We start from the raw sequence: 18340 nt of genomic DNA, 5'->3' as shown, positions 1-18340 counted from the left end.
CCGGGTGGGCCGGTGCGGGCGGGGGCCGTCGGGGCGGGGTAGGGGTCGTGGCCGGGGCGGGTGGTCAGGGGCGGCGGGGCACGCGCGTCGCGGGCGGCCCGGGGGCGCGGGGCTCCGGGGTCATGCGGCGTCCGTCCGGTCGGCGGCCATGCCGGCGGCGTCCAGCAGGGCGGTGCCCACGATGAGGTCGGCGCCGCCGAACTCCGGGTCGTCCAGCTCGGTGCCGTCGTCCACGGCGAACAGCAGCCGCTCCTCGCCCTGCCGGTAGGCCGTGCCCACCGGGGGGCTCGCCGCGTGCACCGCCAGCAGGGCCACGAGATAGGGCAGTTCGGGGTCCCGGGCGCGGGCCTCGGCGAGCAGTCCCGACAGCCGGCGCGGCGCGTCGTGCTCCAGGTCGAGCAGCTCCATGGCGCTCGCGAGCTGCTGCTCGCTGAACCGGCTGTCGTCGGGGGTGGCGATCAGGTCCGGCTCGGGCATCTCGGCGCCCAGGTGCTCGCGCTCCACGGGCGGGGTCAGCAGGAGGTCGACCAGGTCCCCCATCCGGACCGAGCCGGGGGCGCGCAGGCCGGTGCCCCGGGCGAAGAACGCGTCGGTGACGGTGATCGCCCGCTCCAGCGGCAGCGGCAGGACGGGGGCGACGAGCTGGCCGTACAGATCGAGCCCCACACGCGCGGCGGGCTGGGAGAATGCCTGCCGGTCCTGCTCGGCGCGGAACAGCGGGCCGGCCTCCAGGAGTCGGGACTGCAGCTGGGTGTGGCGGCGGATGCAGTCCTTGACGATGTCGACCAGCTCGGCGGCGCGGCGCTTGTGCTCCTGGTCCTCGGCCTCGTCCCGCGCCTTGCGGATGTTGGTGAGGATCGCGTTCTCGTGGCGGTACCGGTCGGCGACGTGGTCGAGGGCCTCGTCGATCATGTCGGGCACGGCGCCGAGCCAGTCGACGGCCCGGACATTGCGGCGGGTGGCCTCCAGGGTCTTGCGGAGGGTCTCCGCGTACTGCACGGTGCGGTAGCGGGCCTGCTCCGCGGCGAGCTGGGCGTCGGCGAGCCTGCCCCGGCTGATGAGCACCTCCAGCTTGACCTCGGCGGCGATCTGGGCGCTGGTGACGTCGGTGTCGAGGGCGCCGACCAGGACGTTGACCGCCTCGTCGGTGGTGCGGAGGTAGACGCTGCCGCCGTAGCCGGGGACTTCCTCGATCAGCTTGAAGTCGTAGTCCCGGCGGACATAGACACCGTCGGCGCCGAAGGTGCCGTACACGGCGCGGAAGCCGCGGTCGACGCTGCCGACGTTGATCAGGTTCTCCATGACCCAGCGGGCCACGCGCTCGTGCTCGGCGGCGGGGCGCGCGGGGGCCTGGGCGGCGACGCGGGGCAGCAGCCGGGCGACGATCTGCTCGTGGTCGGCGCCGGTGTCGAAGTCCATGTTGAGCGTGACGAGGTCGATCGCGGCGAGGGCGACCTCGGCCATCGCGTACGTGGTGTACTCCCCCGCCAGGTTCGCCTTGCGGGCGTCCAGGTCGTGCAGGGGCGCGGTGCACGCGAGCGCGCGGAGCCGCCGCGCGAGCCCTTCGTCGGCGGCCGGGCCCTGCGCGGGCCGCGGCCCCGCGCTGAGCTGGGGCGGAACGGATTCCGTCGAGGCAGGCGAAGTCACGCTGCACAGATTAGGTCCTCGCACTGACAACGGTCGAAACGGCGCAGATGGCCCGCCGGGGGCCCGCGCTGCGGGGCACGGGCGGCGCGGGCCGGCGGGCGGCCGGGCAGGAGGCCGGGGACGGGCGGCCGCTCCGGGGCCTCAGCCGGTGCCGGCTTCCCGGCCACCTTCGAACACTTGGGTATAAACCCGGACCAACTGCTCGCGCGAGTCGTCGAGGTAAGCCACGAGGAGCTGCTCCGCCCTGGTGCGCTCCCCCGCCTGCAGGGCGTCCAGAATCTCCCGGTTCCTCCGGAGATACGGCTTGTGCAGCGCCCGCGCGTCGTCCACCAGGTGGAATACCAGCCGGAGTTCGGCGAGGACCCCGCGCATCAGCTCGTCGGTGCGGTCGCTGCCGGCCAGGGCGACCAGCTCGCGGTGGAAGTGGATGTTGGCGGTGGACACGCCCGTCCAGTCGCCCTTCCGCGCGTCGCGCTCCCCCTCCCCCACCGCCCGGACCAGCCCGTCCAGCGCGAACGGCGGCTCGCCCAGGTCGTGCACGACCGCGCACTCGACGAGCCGGCGGGTGCGGTAGATGTCGACCACGTCATCGACGGCCGGGACCCGCACGAACACCCCGCGGTTCAGCTCGTGCACGAGCAGCCGCTCACGGGTCAGCAGCCGGAACGCCTCGCGCAGGGTGTTGCGGGAGACGCCCAGCGCGCCGCCGATGCCGTCCTCGGAGAGCCGGGTCCCTGGCGGGAAGAAGCCTTCGGCGATCCGGGTGCGCAGGATGTCCGCCACCCGCTCCGCCGTGCTCGTGCGCCCCAGCAGCGCCCGGTCGTCCACCAGTCCGCCGGCCCGCTCGTCCCCGGAGCCCGTTGTCCCCACAGCGCCCTCTTCTCCTCCGCCGGTCCCGCCCGGCTCATCGTAGAAGGAAAGGCGGACGAGAACGAGGGGACGAACCTCTTGTCGGATTGTTGAACGATCCCTACCTTGGGGGCACCGCAACGGTTCCCGCTCTCCTCTGCGAGGTGCAGATGAGCACGACCAAGTCCCCGCACACCTCCCCGACCGGACCGACCGGACCCACAGGGCCGGCTCAAGCCGCCGGAACGACCGGACCGGCCGACGAATCCGGCGCGTTCGGCTGGCTGCGCGCCCTCGGTCCGCGCGGCCGGCGCGCCTTCGGCGGCGCGTTCGGCGGCTACGCCCTCGACTCGTACGACTTCTTCACGCTGCCGCTGAGCATGGTGGCGATCTCCGCCTACTTCAGCCTGAGCGGCGGCCAGACCGGGCTGCTGACCACGGTCACCCTGGTGGTCTCCGCCCTCGGCGGTGTCCTCGCGGGCATCCTCGCCGACCGGATCGGCCGGGTGAAGGCGCTGATGATCACGGTCATCACGTACGCCCTGTTCACCGTCCTGTGCGGCTTCGCCCCCAACTACGAGACCCTGCTGGTCTTCCGCGCCCTCCAGGGTGTCGGTTTCGGCGGCGAGTGGGCGGTCGGCGCGATCCTGGTGGCCGAGTACGCGTCCGCCCGGCACCGGGGCCGCACCCTCGGCGGTGTGCAGAGCGCCTGGGCGGCCGGCTGGGCGCTCGCGGTCGTCGTCTACACGCTGGTCTTCCACTTCCTCGACCCGGACACCGCGTGGCGGGTGATGTTCTGGACGGGCGCCCTGCCCGCGCTGCTGGTGATCTGGGTCCGCCGGAACGTCGAGGACGCGCCGGGCGCCGCCGAGGTACGCCGGTCGAGCCGTGAACGCGGCTCCTTCGCCGCCGTCTTCAGGCCCGGGCTGCTGCGCGTGACCCTGTTCGCCACCCTGCTGTCCACGGGAGTGCAGGGCGGCTACTACACGCTGGCCACCTGGGTGCCGACGTACCTCAAGGAGGACCGGGGGCTGACCGTCGTCGGGACGGGCGGCTATCTGGCCTTCCTGATATCCGGGGCGTTCCTCGGGTACCTGACGGGTGGTTACCTCACCGACCGGCTGGGGCGGAAGCGGAACATCGTGGTCTTCGCCTTCCTCTCGGCGGTGTGCATCGTGGCGTACACCAACATCCCCGCCGGGGCCGACGGTCTCGTGCTGGTCCTGGGGTTCCCGCTCGGCTTCTGCATGTCCGCCATCTTCAGCGGGTTCGGCTCGTTCCTGGCCGAGCTGTACCCGACGGCGGTACGGGGCACGGGCCAGGGCTTCACGTACAACACCGGCCGGGCGGCCGGCGCGTTCTTCCCCACCCTGGTGGGCTTCCTCGCGGACAGCTGGGGCGTGGGCGGGGCACTGGTCTTCGGCGCGGTCGGGTACGGCATCGCCGTCCTGGCCCTGCTCGGCCTGCCGGAGACACGCGGCCGCGAACTGGTCTGACGGATACGCGCGAACGACGGGAGACACCACCGTGACCTGGGCCTCGATCGACCTCAACGCCGACCTCGGAGAGGGCTTCGGGCGCTGGCGGCTGACCGACGACGAGCAGCTGCTGTCCGTCGTCACCAGCGCCAATGTCGCCTGCGGCTTCCACGCCGGGGACGCGGCCACCATGCGCCGGGTGTGCGCGCTGGCCGCCGAGCGCGGGGTGCGGATCGGCGCCCAGGTCTCCTACCGCGACCTCGCCGGCTTCGGTCGGCGCTCCATGGACGTGCCCCATGAGGAGCTGGCCGCCGAAGTGGCTTACCAGATCGGCGCGCTGGGGGTGTTCGCCCGGGCGGCCGGGGCGCGGGTGTCGTACGTGAAGCCGCACGGGGCGCTCTACAACCGGGTGGTACGGGACGAGGAGCAGGCCGCCGCCGTGGTCGACGGGGTCCTGCTGACCGGCGAGCGGCTGCCGCTGCTGGGGCTGCCCGGGTCGCGGCTGCACGAGGCGGCGGAGAAGGCCGGGCTGCCGGTCGTGACGGAGGCGTTCGCCGACCGCGCGTACACGCCGGACGGCACCCTGGTGCCGCGCGGTGAGGAGGGCGCCGTCCTCACCGACCCGGCGGCCGTGGTGGAACGGTCCGTGGCCATGGCCCGGTTCGGGACGGTCACCTCGCGGTGCGGACGCCCGGTGGCCGTCCGTGCCCGGTCGCTGTGCCTGCACGGGGACACCCCGGGCGCCGTGGATCTGGCGCGCCGTGTGCGGGCCGCCCTGGAGTCCTCCGGCGTGCGGGTGGGGGCCTTCGTATGAGGACCCTTCCGGTGGGTGACCGGGGTCTGCTCGTCGAGCTGGGCAGCGGCGAGGAGACGGAGGCGTTCCACGCCGAGGTGCTCCGCCGCCGGGCGGCCGGGGCGCTGCCCGCCGTGACGGAGGTCGTACCGGCCGCCCGGACCGTGCTGTTCGACGGGGTCGAGGACCCCGGGGCGCTGGCCGCGCTGGTCGCCGCCTGGGAGGTGGGCCCGCTCCACGCGCGCGTGGACCCGGCGGTGGAGATCCCCGTCCGGTACGACGGGCCCGACCTGGCCGAGGTGGCGGCCCGCTGGGGCATGACGCCCGGTGAGGCGGCCCGGACGCACGCGGGCGTGGAGTTCCGGGTGGCGTTCTGCGGGTTCGCGCCCGGGTTCGGCTATCTGACCGGGCTGCCGCCCGCCCTGCACGTGCCCCGGCGGGACACTCCGCGCACGGCCGTCCCGGCGGGCGCGGTCGCCGTGGCCGGCCCGTACACCGGGGTGTACCCGCGCACCTCGCCCGGCGGCTGGCAGCTGATCGGCACGACGGACGCCGTGCTGTGGGACCCGGCCCGGGAGCCGGCCGCGCTGCTCGCGCCGGGCACCCGCGTCCGGTTCGTCGCCCGGGGGCCGGAGGGCGGACGCCGATGACCGACCGGGCCTTCGCCGTCGTACGGGCCGGGGCGCTCACCACCGTGCAGGACCGGGGGCGCCCCGGGCACGCGCACCTGGGCGTCCCGCGGTCGGGCGCCCTCGACCCGTACGCGAGCGCCCTCGCCAACCGGCTGGTCGGCAACGGGCCCGGGGCGGCCGTGCTGGAGACGACGCTGGACGGCTGCGCGGTGCGCCCGCGCCGCGCGGTGACCGTCGCCGTGGGCGGCGCGCCCTGCCCGGTCCGGGTGGACGGCCGCCCGGCAGCGTGGGGCGCCCCGGTGCGGGTCCCCGCGGGCGCCGTGCTGGAGGTGGGGGCGGCGGTGCGGGGCCTGCGGTCGTACGTGGCGTTCGCCGGGGGCGTCGCCGCCGAGCCGGTGCTCGGCAGCCGCTCCACGGACCTGCTCTCGGGGCTGGGCCCGGCGCCCCTGCGCGACGGCGCCGTGCTCCCGCTCGGCCCGCCGCCCGCCGGGGCACCCGGCCGGGGCCACGGGGCGGTCCCGGACGCCGTGCCGTGGCCGGGCCCGCCCGGAGAGCTGGTGCTGGGCGTGCGGCAGGGCCCCCGGGACGACTGGTTCACCGCGCGGGCGCTGCGCACCTTCGCCACGCGCGCGTACCGGGTGTCCCCGGCGAGCAACCGCATCGGCCTGCGGGTGGAGGGCCCGCCCCTGGAGCGTGCCGTGCCGGGCGAGCTGCCCAGCGAGGGCATGGTCCTGGGCGCCGTGCAGGTGCCGCCGGACGGGCAGCCGGTGGTGTTCCTCGCGGACCATCCCACGACCGGTGGCTACCCGGTGGTGGCCGTGGTCCGGGAGCGGGACCTCGCGGCGGCGGCGCAGGCCGTGCCAGGCACCCCGGTCCGGTTCGCCGTCACCGGTCAGGGGTCGCGCGGGGTGCCGTAGCCGCCGCCTCCGGGGGTGGCGACGACCAGGACGTCCCCCGGCGCCACCTCCACCACGTCGACGCCGGCCAGGCGATGGACGGTGCCGTCGGCGCGCTCCACGCGGTTCTCGCCGAGCGCGCCCGGGGCGCCGCCGGCCATCCCGTACGGGGGGATCCTGCGGTGGCCGGTGAGGAGGGTGACCGTCATGGGCTCCAGGAACCGGATGCGGCGGACGACGCCGTCGCCGCCCCGCCACCGGCCGCGCCCGCCGCTGCCGTCCCGTACCGAGAAGGCGTCGACGCGGACCGGGTGGCGCCACTCCAGGATCTCCGGGTCGGTGAGGCGGGAGTTGGTCATGTGGGTCTGCACGGCGTCGGCGCCGTCGAACCCGTCTCCGGCGCCGGACCCGCTCGCCACGGTCTCGTAGTACTGCACGCGGTCGTTGCCGAAAGTGACGTTGTTCATGGTGCCGGAGCCCTCCGCCTGGACGCCGAGGGCCGCGTAGAGGGCGCCGGTCACCGCCTGGGAGGTCTCGACGTTCCCCGCGACGGTGGCCGCCGGGTGGGCGGGGGCGAGCATCGAGCCCTCCGGCACCCGCACCTCCAGCGGTTCGAGGCAGCCGCTGTTGAGGGGGATGTCGTCGTCGACGAGCGTGCGGAAGACGTACAGCACCGCGGCCATCACCACGGACCGGGGCGCGTTGGTGTTCCCGGGCTGCTGCGGTGACGTGCCGGCGAAGTCCAGGACGGCGCGGCGGCGTTCGCGGTCGACGCGGACGGCGACCTGAATGACGGCGCCGGCGTCGGTCTCGTACCGGCAGGTGCCGTCGTGGAGGGTGGCGACGATGCGGCGGACCGACTCCTCGGCGTTGGCGCGGACGTGGCGCATGTAGGCGTGGACGACGTCGAGGCCGAACCGGTCGGTGGCGCGGGCGAGTTCCTCGATGCCCTTCTCGTTGGCGGCGATCTGGGCGCGCAGGTCGGCGAGGTTGGTGTCCGGGTCGCGGGAGGGGTAGGGGGCTTCGGTGAGCAGCCGGCGGGTCTCGGCCTCGCGGAGCCGTCCGTCCCGGACCAGGAGCCAGTTGTCGAAGAGGACGCCCTCCTCGTGGACGCTGCGGCTGAAGGCCGGCATGGAGCCGGGGGTGATGCCGCCGATCTCGGCGTGGTGGCCCCGGGAGGCGACGAGGAAGCGCAGCGGGCCGCCGTCCGGGCCGAAGACGGGGGTCACGACGGTGATGTCGGGCAGGTGGGTGCCGCCGTGGTACGGATCGTTGATCGCGTACACGTCGCCGGGCCGCATGGTGTCCCCGTTGCGGCGCAGCACCTCCTTGATGGACTCGCCCATGGAGCCCAGGTGGACGGGGATGTGGGGCGCGTTGGCGATCAGGTTGCCGTCGGCGTCGAACAGGGCGCAGGAGAAGTCGAGCCGTTCCTTGATGTTGACGGAGTGGGCGGTGTTCTCCAGCCGTACGCCCATCTGCTCGGCGATCGCCATGAAGAGGTTGTTGAACACCTCCAGGAGGACCGGGTCGACGTCGGTGCCGGCGGCGGTACGGGGCGGCCTGGGGCGGGCGCGGGTGAGGATGAGGTGCCCTTCTTCGGCCGCCCGGGCCCGCCACCCGTCGTCCACGACGGTGGTGGCGTCGGCCTCGGCGACGACGGCCGGTCCGGTCACCGTGTCGGCGGGGCGGAGGTCGTCCCTGCGGTACAGGGGGGTGTCCGTGGGGGTGCCGTCCACGTGGACGGTGACGGTGGCGTACGGGCGCGGGGGGCCCTCCCTCGGGGCCTGCCCGGTGCGGGCCGGCTCCCGGTCGCCGGACCGGCCCACCGCCTCGACCGACACGGCCTCGGCGACCAGCGGTTTGTCCATGGTGAAGGCGTACCGGGCGCGGTGCGCGGCGGTGAACGCCTCCCGCATCCGTCCGGCGGGGGCGAGGGGTACCGGCAGGGTCGCGTCCGTGCCGGCGTAGCGGAGCAGTACGCGCGCGTGGGTGGTGATGGCGTCGTCGGGCAGCCCGTCCGCGCGCAGTTCGGCGCGGGTGCGGTCGGCGAGCCGGGCGCAGAGGGCCGTCACGCGCGCGTGGGCGGCGTCGTCGAGTTCGGCCTCGACGGACTGCTGGCGCATGGCGGTGGCGTCGGCGAGCCCGATGCCGTACGCCGACAGCACCCCGGCGAGCGGCGGTACGAGGACGGTGTCGATGCCCAGGGCGTCGGCGACGGCGCAGGCGTGCTGGCCGCCGGCGCCGCCGAAGCTGGTGAGGGCGTGGCGGGTGATGTCGTGACCGCGCTGGACGGAGATCTTCTTGACGGCGTTGGCCATGTTGAGGACGGCGATCTCCAGGAACCCCGCGGCGACCTCCTCGGGGGTGGGGGCGGTGCCGGTGTGCCGCCGTACCTCTCCGGCGAGCGCGGTGAACCGCTCGCGCACCACCCCGGTGTCCAGCGGCTGGTCCCCGGCGGGGCCGAAGACGGCGGGGAAGTGCCGGGGCTGGACGCGGCCGAGCATCACATTGGCGTCGGTGACGGTCAGCGGGCCGCCGCGCCGGTAGCAGGCCGGCCCGGGGTCGGCGCCGGCGGAGTCGGGGCCGACCCGGTAGCGCTGCCCGTCGAAGTGGAGGACGGAGCCGCCGCCGGCCGCGACGGTGTGGACGCTCATCATGGGCGCGCGCATCCGCACCCCGGCGACCCGGGTGTCCAGCTCCCGTTCGAACTCGCCCGCGTAGTGCGACACATCGGTGGAGGTGCCGCCCATGTCGAAGCCGATCACCTGTCCGTACCCGGCCTGTTCGGACGTACGGGCCATGCCGACGACCCCGCCCGCCGGGCCGGACAGCACGGCGTCCTTGCCGCGGAAGTGGGCGGCCTCCCGCAGGCCGCCGCTGGACTGCATGAACAGCAGCCGTACCCCGGCGAGTTCGGCGGCGACCCGGTCGACGTACCGGCGCAGGATCGGCGAGAGGTAGGCGTCCACCACCGTGGTGTCGCCGCGCGGCACCAGCCGGATCAGCGGGCTCACCTCGTGGGAGCAGCTGACCTGGGTGAAGCCGGCCGCGCGGGCCGCCTCGGCGACGCGCAGCTCGTGGGCGGGGTGGCGGTAGCCGTGCAGGAGGACGACGGCGGCGCTGCGGAAGCCGTCCTGACGGGCCGTCTCCACGCGCGCGCGGACGGCGTCGTCGTCGAGGGGGCGGACGACGGTGCCGTGGGCGTCGACCCGTTCGGGGACCTCGACGACCCGGTCGTAGACGGCCTCCGGGAGCAGGATGCGGCGGTCGAAGATCCGGGGGCGGTTCTGGTAGGCGATGCGCAGGGCGTCGCGGAAGCCCTCGGTGACGAGCAGCACGGTGGGCTCCCCGCGCCGCTCCAGCAGGGCGTTGGTGGCGACGGTGGTGCCCATCTTGACGGAGGCGATCCGGTCGGCCGGTACCGGTTCGTCCGGGCCGAGCCCGAGGAGCAGCCGCACCCCGGCGACGGCGGCGTCGTCGTAGCGCGCCGGGTCGTGGGAGAGCAGCTTGCGGGTGACCACGCGCCCGTCGGGGCGGCGGGCCACGACATCGGTGAAGGTGCCGCCCCGGTCGATCCAGAACTCCCAGCGCCCGGTCACTCCCCCATTCTGGCAAGCGGCGGCTCCCCCGGCACGGGGACGCCGGGCCCGCTCCGCTGCACCGGCACGGGGACGGGCGGTGGCGCGGGGACGTGTACGGGCGCGGGCGGCGCGCCGGGCGGCATGGGTACGCGTACGGGGGCGGGCGGCGATACGCGTACCGGCCCGTGCGGCGGTCCCGTTACGGCGGCGAGGGCGGCCGCCAGCGCGGTCTCGGCGTGCAGGTCGAGCCGTGCGCCGGTGCCGCGCGCCCAGTGCACCGTCTCCGCCCCCGCGAGCCGCAGGAGCTGCGGCAGCAGGTCGTGGCAGCGGCGCAGCAGCCAGCCGGTCCCGGCGGTGGCCAGCCAGAGCGCGGTGTCGGCGGCGGTCGGCGGCGGCTGCCCCGGTTCACGGGCGGGCGCGGCTCCGTGCGCCAGGCCGCGGTCGGCGAGCAGGGTGTGGAACCGGGCGGCGATGGTCCGGTGGCCGCGCTCCCCCGGGTGCAGCCGGTCGGCGCTCCACTGGGCACGGTCGGCGACCCAGGCGGAGTCGGCCAGGTGCAGGTGGACGGCGCCGTGGCGGGCGGTCAGGGCATGCGCGACGGCGTTGACCTGGCGCTGGCGGCGGGCGAGGGGGCGGGCCAGCGGTGGCGGCAGGCCCAGCATGGCGCCGGGGTCGGGCAGGCAGGCGGTGAGGAGGACGGCGCCCTGCGCGGCGAGCCGGCCGCAGACCCGGTCGAGGGCGAGCGCCACCTCGGTGATGTCGAAGGCGCTGCGGAGGGTGTCGTTCACCCCGACGACGACCGAGGCGACGTCGGGGCGGTACGCGAGGGCCTCGGGGAGCTGCCGCTCGGCGACGTCCCTGGCGCGGGCGCCGCTCACCGCGAGGTTGCGGAACCGCACGGCGGTGCCGTCCGGCTGGGTGAGCCCCTCCGCGAGGAGCGCGGCCCACCCCCGGAGGCCGCCGCCCACCGGGTCGCCGACGCCCGCCGTGAGGGAGTCCCCGAGGGCGGCGAACCGCCGCGCCCCTTCGTGTCCGGTGGCCGGCGCGCTCCGGTCGTACGCCGGCGGGGACGGCCGTACGGGCGCCGGACCGGGGACCGGCACCGGCACCGGCACCGGCGTGAGGCCGTACGCCGCCCCGGAGGGCGGGGGTGTCAGCGGCGTCCCGGGGGTCATGCCGGCACCTCCGGGAGCGCGGGGGCGGCCTGCGCCGGGGCGGGGCGCATGGGGGCATCGTGCGCCGCGAGGAACGCCGCCACGGCCAGGTCCCAGCCGAAGAGCTCCGCCCGGGCGCGGGCCTCGGCGCGCCGCCTGCCCTCCGGCCGGGCCAGCAGGTGGACCACCGCGTCGGCGAAGGCCCCCGGGGTGTCCAGGGCGGCCACTCCGGCGCCGCCGACGACCTCGGGGAGGGCCGAGGCCGCGCTCGCGACGACCGGGGTGCCGCAGGCGAGGGCCTCCAGGGCGGACAGCCCGAAGGTCTCGGCCGGGCCGGGTGCCAGGCAGACGTCCGCCGACGCCTGGAGCGCGGCCAGTTCGCCGCGGTCCGCCACATGTCCCAGGAACCGGACGGCCGATCCGCGCGCCCGGCGCTCCAGGCCGCTCCGCAGCGGCCCGTCGCCCGCGACGAGCAGGGTCGCGGGGACGCCCAGGGCGCGCAGCCGCGCGAGGGCGTCCACGGCCGTCGCGGGCCGCTTCTCGACCGACAGGCGGGAGCAGAGCAGGAGCAGGACGCCGCCGTCCGGCGCGTACCGGGCGCGCAGGGCGTCGCTGCGCCGCCCCGGCCGGCACCGGCGCAGGTCGACCCCGAGGGGCGCGCGCACCACATTGCGCGCCCCGACGCGGAGGAACTCGCGCTCCGCCCACTCGGTGGTGCAGACGATCCGGGAGTAGGCCCACGCGCTGCGGCGGTTGAGCCGGTCGGCGGCGCGTGCGGCGGCGCGGCCCGGCATCCCCCAGGTGCGCAGGACGCCGTCCGCCGTCTCGTGGGAGACCATCACGGCGGGCACCCGGGCGCGCCGGGCCCATTCGCCGGTCCAGCGCAGGGTGGTGCGGTCCGACACCTCCAGGCGGTCGGGGCACAGTTCCTCCAGCAGCCGGCGGAGCCGGTCCCGGTCGGCCAGGACGCGGTAGCCGCCGGTGCCGGGCAGGACGCGGCCGGGGAGGGTGATCACGCGGCCCTGGGGGGTGACGCGGTCGTCCGCGGCGTCGCCCGGGACGATCAGGACCGGTTCGTGGCCGGCGGCGGCGTACCCCCGGCCCAGTTCGTCCAGGGCCGTGCGCAGCCCGCCGGACGAGGGGGTGACGAAGTTCGCCAGCCGGACGATGCGCAGGCTCATGCCGCCACCGCCGTCCGCCGCTCGCGCAGGACGTCGCCGTAGTGGCCGAGGAGCAGGTCGCCGACGGCCTCCCAGGTCCGGCCGTTCACCCGGTCCCGCCCGGCGTGCCCGTACGCCGCGCGCAGGGCGGGGTCGGCGGCGAGCGCGGCCACGGCCGTCCGCAGGGCGTCCGCGTCGTGCGGGGCGACGAGCAGGCCGGTGCGCCCGTGGTCCACCAGGTCGAGGGGGCCGCCCGCGGCGGGCGCGACGACCGGGAGGCCGCAGGCCATGGCCTCCTGCACGGTCTGGCAGAAGGTCTCGTACGGGCCGGTGTGCGCGAAGACGTCGAGCGAGGCGAAGATCCGGGCCAGGTCGTCCCCGGTGCGGCGGCCGAGGAAGACGGCTCCGGGCAGGGCGGTCCGCAGCGCGCCCTCGCTCGGTCCGTCCCCGACGACGACCACGCGTACGCCGGGCAGGCCGCACGCCCCGGCCAGCAGCTCCACCCGCTTCTCGGGCGCGAGCCGTCCGACGTACCCGACGAGCACCTCGCCGCCGGGCGCCAGCTCCCGGCGGAGCGCCGCGTCCCGCAGGCCGGGGCGGAAGCGGCCGGTGTCGACCCCGCGCGGCCAGAGCCGTACCCGCCGCACGCCGTGCCGCTCCAGGTCGGCGACGGCGGCCGTGGAGGGCGCGAGGGTGCGGTCGGCGGCGCCGTGGACGGCGCGCAGCCTGCGCCAGGCGGCGCCCTCTCCGGCGCCGACGTAGGTGCGGGCGTAGCCGCCGAGGTCGGTCTGGTACACGGCGACCGCCGGGAGGCCGAGCCGGGCGGCGGCGGCCATGCCCCGGGCGCCGAGCACGAAGGGGCTCGCGAGGTGGACCAGGTCGGGCCGGTGCGCGGCCACGGCGGCGGACAGCCGCCGGCTGGGCAGGGCCACCCGGACCTGGGGGTAGCCGGGCAGCGGCAGGGAGGGGACGCGGACGACCGGGCACGGCGGCCCGGCGGCGCCGCCGGAGCCGTGGAACACACCGGAGCCGTCGCCGGCGCCGAGCGCGGGGGCGGAGGGCGTGGCGGGGGCGATGACGAGCGGGTCATGTCCGCGCAGTGCGAGGTGCCGGGCGGTCTGGAGGGCGCAGTGCGCCACCCCGTTGATGTCGGGGGGAAAGGACTCGGTGACGATGACGACACGCATACGGGTGTTCTCGTCGCCGCCGGAGTGGCCGCGCCGACTTGGATCTGTCCGTGCGGGAAACGTCCCGTGAGCGTTTGCCCGCGCGCGCCGCGTCACATGCCCCCGGCCGGACGCTGCGGTCGCGCGCCCGCGCGAGCCGGCGCCGTGATCGCGCGCCGCGCGGGTCCGTCATGCGCCGCGTGCACGCCCCGGATCCGCGCTCCGGTCGTACGGCCGCGGCTGGACGGATGGACGACCCGCTCGCGCCCGCGGGGGCCGTGGGCCCGCGAGGTCCCCCGTGACCCTCGCGGTGGGCGGGGCTGCGTGCCCCCGCGCCGGTTCAGACCTTGGGCAGGTCCGGTCCGATCCTGCTGCGGACCGCCGTCTGGACCTCGTCCTCCTCGGCGGGGTCGGCGGCGAGGCGGCGCAGCCGCTCGGCCACCCGTACGTCCCCGGTCTCGGCGTGCAGGGCGGCGATCTCCCGGGTGGTCTCCTCGCAGTCCCAGAGGCATTCGACGGCGAAGCCGGTCGCGAAGGAGGGGTCGGTGGCGGCGAGCGCGCGGGCGGTGCGCCCGCGCAGCTGGGAGGAGGCGGTCTCGCGGTAGATGTGGCGCAGTACGGGCGCGGCGCAGGCGACCTCCAGCCGGCCGGCGCCGTCGACCAGGGCGTACAGGGCGGGCGCGTCGGGGCCCTCGGCCCGTACCGCCTCGCGCAGCGCCCCGAGGACGAGTGCGGCGTCCCGGGCGTCGCCGCGGCAGGCGAGGACGCCGGCGGCGGAGGCGCCCAGCGGGTCGGGCCGGTGGATCCAGCCCCGCGCGCGGTCGACGGCCGCGTCGCCGCACATGCGCTCGAAGGCGCCGACGGCGGCTTCGGCGACGGTCCGGGAGTCACTGGCGGCGGCGGCCTCGATGAGGTCGAGCACGACGGGGTCGCGCGCCTCGGCGAGGTAGTGCAGGGCGGCGCAGCGGGCGCCGTCCGCACCGGTGCGGGCGGCCTGGACGATCAGCGCCCGGTCCTCGGGGCCCGCGACGGCGGTGAGGCAGCGGGCGGCGGGGACGTGCAGCGCAGTGCCGCGCTCCAGGCCCTCCTCGGCCCAGGCGAAGACGGCCTCGACGCTCCAGCCGGGCCGGGGGCCGGTGGGGCGCAGCTGGCGCTGCCACCGGTCGAAGGAGCCCTGCTCCCGGGCGGCGCGCACCCGGGCGCCGACCGTCTCGCGCGGGTCGTCGGCCCAGAGCCGCCAGGGGCGCGGTTCGAAGGCGTCCCGGACGGCGGCGGCCAGCTCGGCCTCGCCCTCGGGGGTGGCGGGGAAGCGCGCCAGGACCGGGGCGGCCAAGGCGCGCAGGCCGGAGTCGTCGTCGCGCAGGGCCAGCTCGTCCAGCGCCCAGGCCCAGTTGGAGCCGGTGGCGGCGTACCGGCGGAGCAGCGCGAGGGCGTCCCCGCGGCCGTACGCGGCGAGGTGGCCCAGCACGGCGAGCGCCAGGCCCGTCCGCTCCTCCTCGGTGTCGAGGTGGTCCTCGGCGGCGAACAGGTGGTCCTCGATCGCTTCGAGGCCGCCGTGCAGGTCCAGGTAGAGGCGCGCGTAGTAGAGGGAGCGGTTCTCGACCTGCCAGTCCTGGCGCGGGTCGGAGAGCACACAGTGGTTGAGGGCCGCGAGGGCCTCTGTCCGCGGCGCGGCGAGCGCGTGCAGTGTGCCGTCGCCGCGACCCCTCTGCAGCAGGCCGAGCAGCGTGCCGCTCGGCGCTATGACCGGATCGAACATGGAAAATGCCTCACATCAAGCTGTCGACGCACCCGGCGGGTACCGGGGTCCCGGCGGGGGGCCGGGAAACGGTGATTGCCTAGGCCGCGCAGCAACATGTGGAGCCGCCCGTCGTCGTCTTCCGCCTGGTGTCGACCATCTTCCTCTGCCTCTCGTCGGTGGCCCCGTGCGGGCCCGACGTCATGATGACCCAGCCTTTTCGCCACCGCGACCACATTTACGCCACCGCTCCGACCTGGGGTTCCGCTCCCGTTCACCGGGTTCCGAACAGCTCCAGGAGGTGTGTCTTCCCAAACATCCTGGCGGTATCCACGGCGGACGGAGTTCCGGCTTCCGGATCGGCGCCGGCGTTCAGGAGGGCCTGGACGATGCCGTCCTCGCTCTTGAAGACGGCCCCGGCGATGGGGCTCTGGCCGCGGTCGTTGACGCGGTTGGGGTCGGCGCCGCGCGCCAGGAGGGCGGCGACGGCCTCCTCGTGGCCGTGGTACGCGGCGAGCATCACCAGGCAGTCGCCCTTGTCGTTGGTGAGGTTCACCGGGACCCCCGCGTCGACATACGCGGCGAGCGCCTCGGCGTCGCCCTGCCGCGCCAGGTCGAAGACCTTGGACGCCAGCTCGATCACCCCGGGATCGATGGGGTTGCTGGGGTCGTTGGAGTCGTTGGGTTCGATGCCTTCACTCATCGGACGTACCGCCTCTCACCTCGTTGACGCGCCGTGAGGACCAGGGCGCGCGCGGCCGTGATGGCCGCTTGACCTGCGTGGACCCGGAGGACCGGGGTGTACGGCGGGGGCGCCGTACGAGTGAACCGACAGGGTACTGCCCGGGCGGGGACATGATCGGCTCCGGCGGCGGCAAGGGATGTGCGTCGGGGCGGCGGGACGCCCCGGCGAGGGCGGCCGGGCCCGCCGGTCAAGTGACACGTCCGCCAGTCAAGTGAAAAACCCATAATTTCACTCGTTTGCACCTTTTATCACATAGATACTTTCTGTGAGGCTGGAAGAACTGAAGGTGACTGTCCCCTCACCCAGGAGATCCCCTCATGATCCTGTCCATCTCAGGCGTGGTACTGCTCGGCATCATCGTCTTCCTGTTCTTCAGGAAGGACGGGCTCAAGGCCTCCCACGCCCTCGTCTGCGCGCTGTTCGGCTTCTACCTCGCGGGCACCGCGATCGCCCCCAGCATCACGGCCGGCGGGGCCAGCCTCGCCAGCCTGCTGGGCGGGATCAAGTTCTGACCGCCCGCGCGGCCCCCTCCACCACCTCAGGATCAGGAGTACGACGTGGCCCGGCGTCCTCTTCCGCGCATCTCCAGCCTCCCGAGCATTCCGAGCCTCACGAGCGGCGCCACCGCCCGGATCGCCCGGGGCCGGGAGCTCGCACGAACGGCCGCCGACGGCGCCACGGACGTCCTCCATCCGCTGATCACGATCACCCGTGGTCTGCGGAAGCTGGCCGGAGTGGGCCGCGCCCGATGGGCCGCGACCCCCAAGGAGCGGCGCGGTCCCGCGCTGTTCGTCGTCGCGGCCTGCGTCCTGGCCGTCGCGCTCATCCCGTACGGGCCGCTGCTGGCCCTCGTCTCGGTGATGGGCGCGGCGGCCTGGCAGGGACGGGAGCGTCCGGTGGTGCGGACGGGTCCCGACGAGGCGGAGACCGAACGCCTCAGGGGCCTGTACGAGGCCCTCGTACCGTACTTCTCGGTCCCGGACGACCCCGCTCCGCTGTTCGCCCACGGCGGTGACTGGTCCAGGGCCCTCGGCGACTTCGCCTTCGACGGCGACGGCCGTCCGACCCGGCTGCGGATCACCTACCCCGCGTACTTCACCGACGGCGAGGCCGAGTCCCGCGCCAGGATCGAGCAGCTGCTGCACGCCAAGTCCGGCCGGGGCCGGGAGTACCTCTTCGACTGGGACGAGGAGGGCAACCAGCTCCTCATGCGGGTGCTGGCGCCGCTGCCGGCGACGGTGGCCGCGCAGCGCTTCGTGACCGCGCCGGGCGAGACCGTCCTGGGCTTCACCGACCCCGACGCGGTGCAGCGGACCGTGCCCGTGCGGGACGGCGACGAGACCCGCGACGCGCCCCCGGTGGTGTGGCGCACGGGGCCCCGCTCGACGGAACCGCACCTCCTTGCCGTGGGCCAGCCCGGCAGCGGCACCACCACCCTGCTGCGGTCCGTCGCCCTCCAGGCGCTCCAGCACGGGGACGTCCTGGTCGTGGACGGGGCGGGCACCGGCGAGTACGCCTGCCTCGTCGGGCGCCCCGGGGTGCTGGGCGCCGAGTGCGCCCCGTCCGGTGCGCTGGCGAGCCTCGAATGGGCGGCGAGCGAGACGGAACGGCGGCTGATCGAGGCGAACAAGGCCCGGCAGGCGGGCCGCCCGGCCCCGGAGGACACCCGGCGGCCGCTGTGGATCCTGCTGGACCGGCCCGGTGTGCTCGGGCACCTCGCGGCGGCCGAGGGGCGCACCGACCCCCAGGCGCTGCTCCAGGTGCCGCTGCGGCACGGCCGCTCGGCCCATGTGACGGTCGTGGTGGCCGAGCAGTTCGACACCGTCGGCGCGCTCAGCGAGGCCGTCTGGACGCACACACGCGCCCGGGTCGTGCTGGGCCCCGCCTCCCCCGAGCAGGTGCGGTACGTGCTGGACTCCGCCCCCCGCACGACGCCGGTCCCGGAGGTCCCGCCCGGACGCGGGTACGCCCGGCTGGGCGCCGGACCGGTGCTGCGGCTCCAGGTGCCGGCGACCCCGGACCCGTACGACGACGCGACGCCGGAGCCGCTCCGGCAGGCCGTCCTCGACCTGCTGCCCGACCGCCACCCGGCTCCCCAGGCTCCCCCGGAGGCCCCGCCGCTGCCGCCGCAGCCGCCCCTCGCACCGACCGCGGCACCGGACGGACCCGAAACACTCCAGGACGCGGCACCGGACGGGCCCGAAACACTCCAGAACGCGGCACCGGACGCGCCGACCGCCCGCCCCGGGCCGGTACGCCCGCTGATCGTGACGTCCATGGCGGCCCTGCCCGGCGCACCCCTGGCACCCGCGGCGCAGCCGCCCGCGCCCGCCGGGCCGCCCGTGGCCGCACCGGACACAGTGACTGGCACGGCCCCCGCCCTCACCACCGGCACCGGAGGAACGGCGGGCGTACCCGCGACGGGCTGACCGCACCCGGCGCCGCGAACCCCACCGCCCGGGCCCACCGGGCGGCCGGGGACCAACCGGGCCCCGGCG

Annotated in this window: 14 protein-coding genes; 6 read left to right on the top strand and 8 right to left on the bottom strand. The window is 75.9% G+C overall.

Annotation, left to right across the window (positions count from 1 at the left end):
* Window positions 1-120 precede the first annotated feature (120 nt).
* Window positions 121-1647 carry a hypothetical protein gene (locus tag ACF08D_RS27710; protein WP_392226309.1) on the bottom strand — a complete coding sequence of 509 codons (1527 nt, stop codon included), beginning with the start codon at window positions 1645-1647 and terminating at the stop codon, window positions 121-123.
* 141 nt (window positions 1648-1788) lie between these two features.
* Entirely contained in the window at window positions 1789-2517 is a 729-nt protein-coding gene (locus ACF08D_RS27705) for a GntR family transcriptional regulator (RefSeq protein ID WP_392226307.1), read from the bottom strand.
* A 149-nt stretch (window positions 2518-2666) separates the two neighbouring features.
* Here ACF08D_RS27705 and ACF08D_RS27700 point away from each other — a divergent pair, with 149 nt between their 5' ends.
* From ACF08D_RS27700 to ACF08D_RS27685, 4 genes are read left to right on the top strand one after another with little or no spacing between them, the layout of a single operon-like run.
* Window positions 2667-3992, top strand: coding sequence for an MFS transporter (locus ACF08D_RS27700; protein ID WP_392226305.1), 1326 nt, complete (start codon window positions 2667-2669; stop codon window positions 3990-3992).
* A 31-nt stretch (window positions 3993-4023) separates the two neighbouring features.
* Window positions 4024-4788: a LamB/YcsF family protein gene (locus ACF08D_RS27695; RefSeq protein ID WP_392226303.1), complete on the top strand. Its 765-nt coding sequence runs from the start codon at window positions 4024-4026 to the stop codon at window positions 4786-4788.
* Entirely contained in the window at window positions 4785-5417 is a 633-nt protein-coding gene (locus ACF08D_RS27690; protein ID WP_392226301.1) for an allophanate hydrolase subunit 1, read from the top strand. Before ACF08D_RS27695 ends, ACF08D_RS27690 begins: the two co-directional genes overlap by 4 nt.
* Window positions 5414-6316, top strand: coding sequence for a biotin-dependent carboxyltransferase family protein (locus ACF08D_RS27685; protein ID WP_392226299.1), 903 nt, complete (start codon window positions 5414-5416; stop codon window positions 6314-6316). The genes ACF08D_RS27690 and ACF08D_RS27685 overlap by 4 nt, the downstream gene beginning before the upstream one ends.
* Here the strand turns inward: ACF08D_RS27685 and ACF08D_RS27680 are convergent.
* The 6 genes from ACF08D_RS27680 to ACF08D_RS27655 form a co-directional block, all read right to left on the bottom strand.
* On the bottom strand, window positions 6292-9897 hold the full coding sequence (locus tag ACF08D_RS27680; RefSeq protein ID WP_392226297.1) for a hydantoinase B/oxoprolinase family protein: 3606 nt from the start codon (window positions 9895-9897) through the stop codon (window positions 6292-6294). The two genes, ACF08D_RS27685 and ACF08D_RS27680, sit on opposite strands and share 25 nt — an antisense overlap.
* Window positions 9894-11054 (bottom strand): SGNH/GDSL hydrolase family protein, encoded by a 1161-nt coding sequence (locus tag ACF08D_RS27675; protein ID WP_392226296.1) that lies wholly within the window; start codon window positions 11052-11054, stop codon window positions 9894-9896. The genes ACF08D_RS27680 and ACF08D_RS27675 overlap by 4 nt, the downstream gene beginning before the upstream one ends.
* Window positions 11051-12214, bottom strand: coding sequence for a glycosyltransferase (locus ACF08D_RS27670; protein ID WP_392226294.1), 1164 nt, complete (start codon window positions 12212-12214; stop codon window positions 11051-11053). The genes ACF08D_RS27675 and ACF08D_RS27670 overlap by 4 nt, the downstream gene beginning before the upstream one ends.
* Window positions 12211-13380, bottom strand: coding sequence for a glycosyltransferase family 4 protein (locus ACF08D_RS27665; RefSeq protein ID WP_392226292.1), 1170 nt, complete (start codon window positions 13378-13380; stop codon window positions 12211-12213). The genes ACF08D_RS27670 and ACF08D_RS27665 overlap by 4 nt, the downstream gene beginning before the upstream one ends.
* Before the next feature lie 319 nt (window positions 13381-13699).
* Window positions 13700-15118 carry a HEAT repeat domain-containing protein gene (locus ACF08D_RS27660; RefSeq protein ID WP_392226290.1) on the bottom strand — a complete coding sequence of 473 codons (1419 nt, stop codon included), beginning with the start codon at window positions 15116-15118 and terminating at the stop codon, window positions 13700-13702.
* A gap of 253 nt (window positions 15119-15371) precedes the next feature.
* Entirely contained in the window at window positions 15372-15800 is a 429-nt protein-coding gene (locus ACF08D_RS27655) for an ankyrin repeat domain-containing protein (protein ID WP_392226288.1), read from the bottom strand.
* 359 nt (window positions 15801-16159) lie between these two features.
* Here ACF08D_RS27655 and ACF08D_RS27650 point away from each other — a divergent pair, with 359 nt between their 5' ends.
* Window positions 16160-16354 (top strand): hypothetical protein, encoded by a 195-nt coding sequence (locus ACF08D_RS27650; protein ID WP_073757949.1) that lies wholly within the window; start codon window positions 16160-16162, stop codon window positions 16352-16354.
* A 45-nt stretch (window positions 16355-16399) separates the two neighbouring features.
* Window positions 16400-18271 carry a hypothetical protein gene (locus tag ACF08D_RS27645; protein ID WP_392226286.1) on the top strand — a complete coding sequence of 624 codons (1872 nt, stop codon included), beginning with the start codon at window positions 16400-16402 and terminating at the stop codon, window positions 18269-18271.
* The last annotated feature ends 69 nt before the right edge of the window (window positions 18272-18340 follow it).

Origin of the sequence: Streptomyces sp. NPDC015131, assembly GCF_043079975.1 — a bacterium.
GTDB lineage: Bacteria > Actinomycetota > Actinomycetes > Streptomycetales > Streptomycetaceae > Streptomyces.
This window is presented reverse-complemented; position numbering and strand designations above follow the sequence as displayed.

Bases quoted from the DNA above. Each gene is read 5' to 3' on its own strand.
- ACF08D_RS27700 (WP_392226305.1), top strand. From the start codon at position 2,667: ATGAGCACGACCAAGTCCCCGCACACCTCCCCGACCGGACCGACCGGA.
- ACF08D_RS27690 (WP_392226301.1), top strand. From the start codon at position 4,785: ATGAGGACCCTTCCGGTGGGTGACCGGGGTCTGCTCGTCGAGCTGGGC.
- ACF08D_RS27685 (WP_392226299.1), top strand. From the start codon at position 5,414: ATGACCGACCGGGCCTTCGCCGTCGTACGGGCCGGGGCGCTCACCACC.
- ACF08D_RS27675 (WP_392226296.1), bottom strand. From the start codon at position 11,054: ATGACCCCCGGGACGCCGCTGACACCCCCGCCCTCCGGGGCGGCGTAC.
- ACF08D_RS27670 (WP_392226294.1), bottom strand. From the start codon at position 12,214: ATGAGCCTGCGCATCGTCCGGCTGGCGAACTTCGTCACCCCCTCGTCC.
- ACF08D_RS27665 (WP_392226292.1), bottom strand. From the start codon at position 13,380: ATGCGTGTCGTCATCGTCACCGAGTCCTTTCCCCCCGACATCAACGGG.
- ACF08D_RS27660 (WP_392226290.1), bottom strand. From the start codon at position 15,118: ATGTTCGATCCGGTCATAGCGCCGAGCGGCACGCTGCTCGGCCTGCTG.
- ACF08D_RS27655 (WP_392226288.1), bottom strand. From the start codon at position 15,800: ATGAGTGAAGGCATCGAACCCAACGACTCCAACGACCCCAGCAACCCC.
- ACF08D_RS27650 (WP_073757949.1), top strand. From the start codon at position 16,160: ATGATCCTGTCCATCTCAGGCGTGGTACTGCTCGGCATCATCGTCTTC.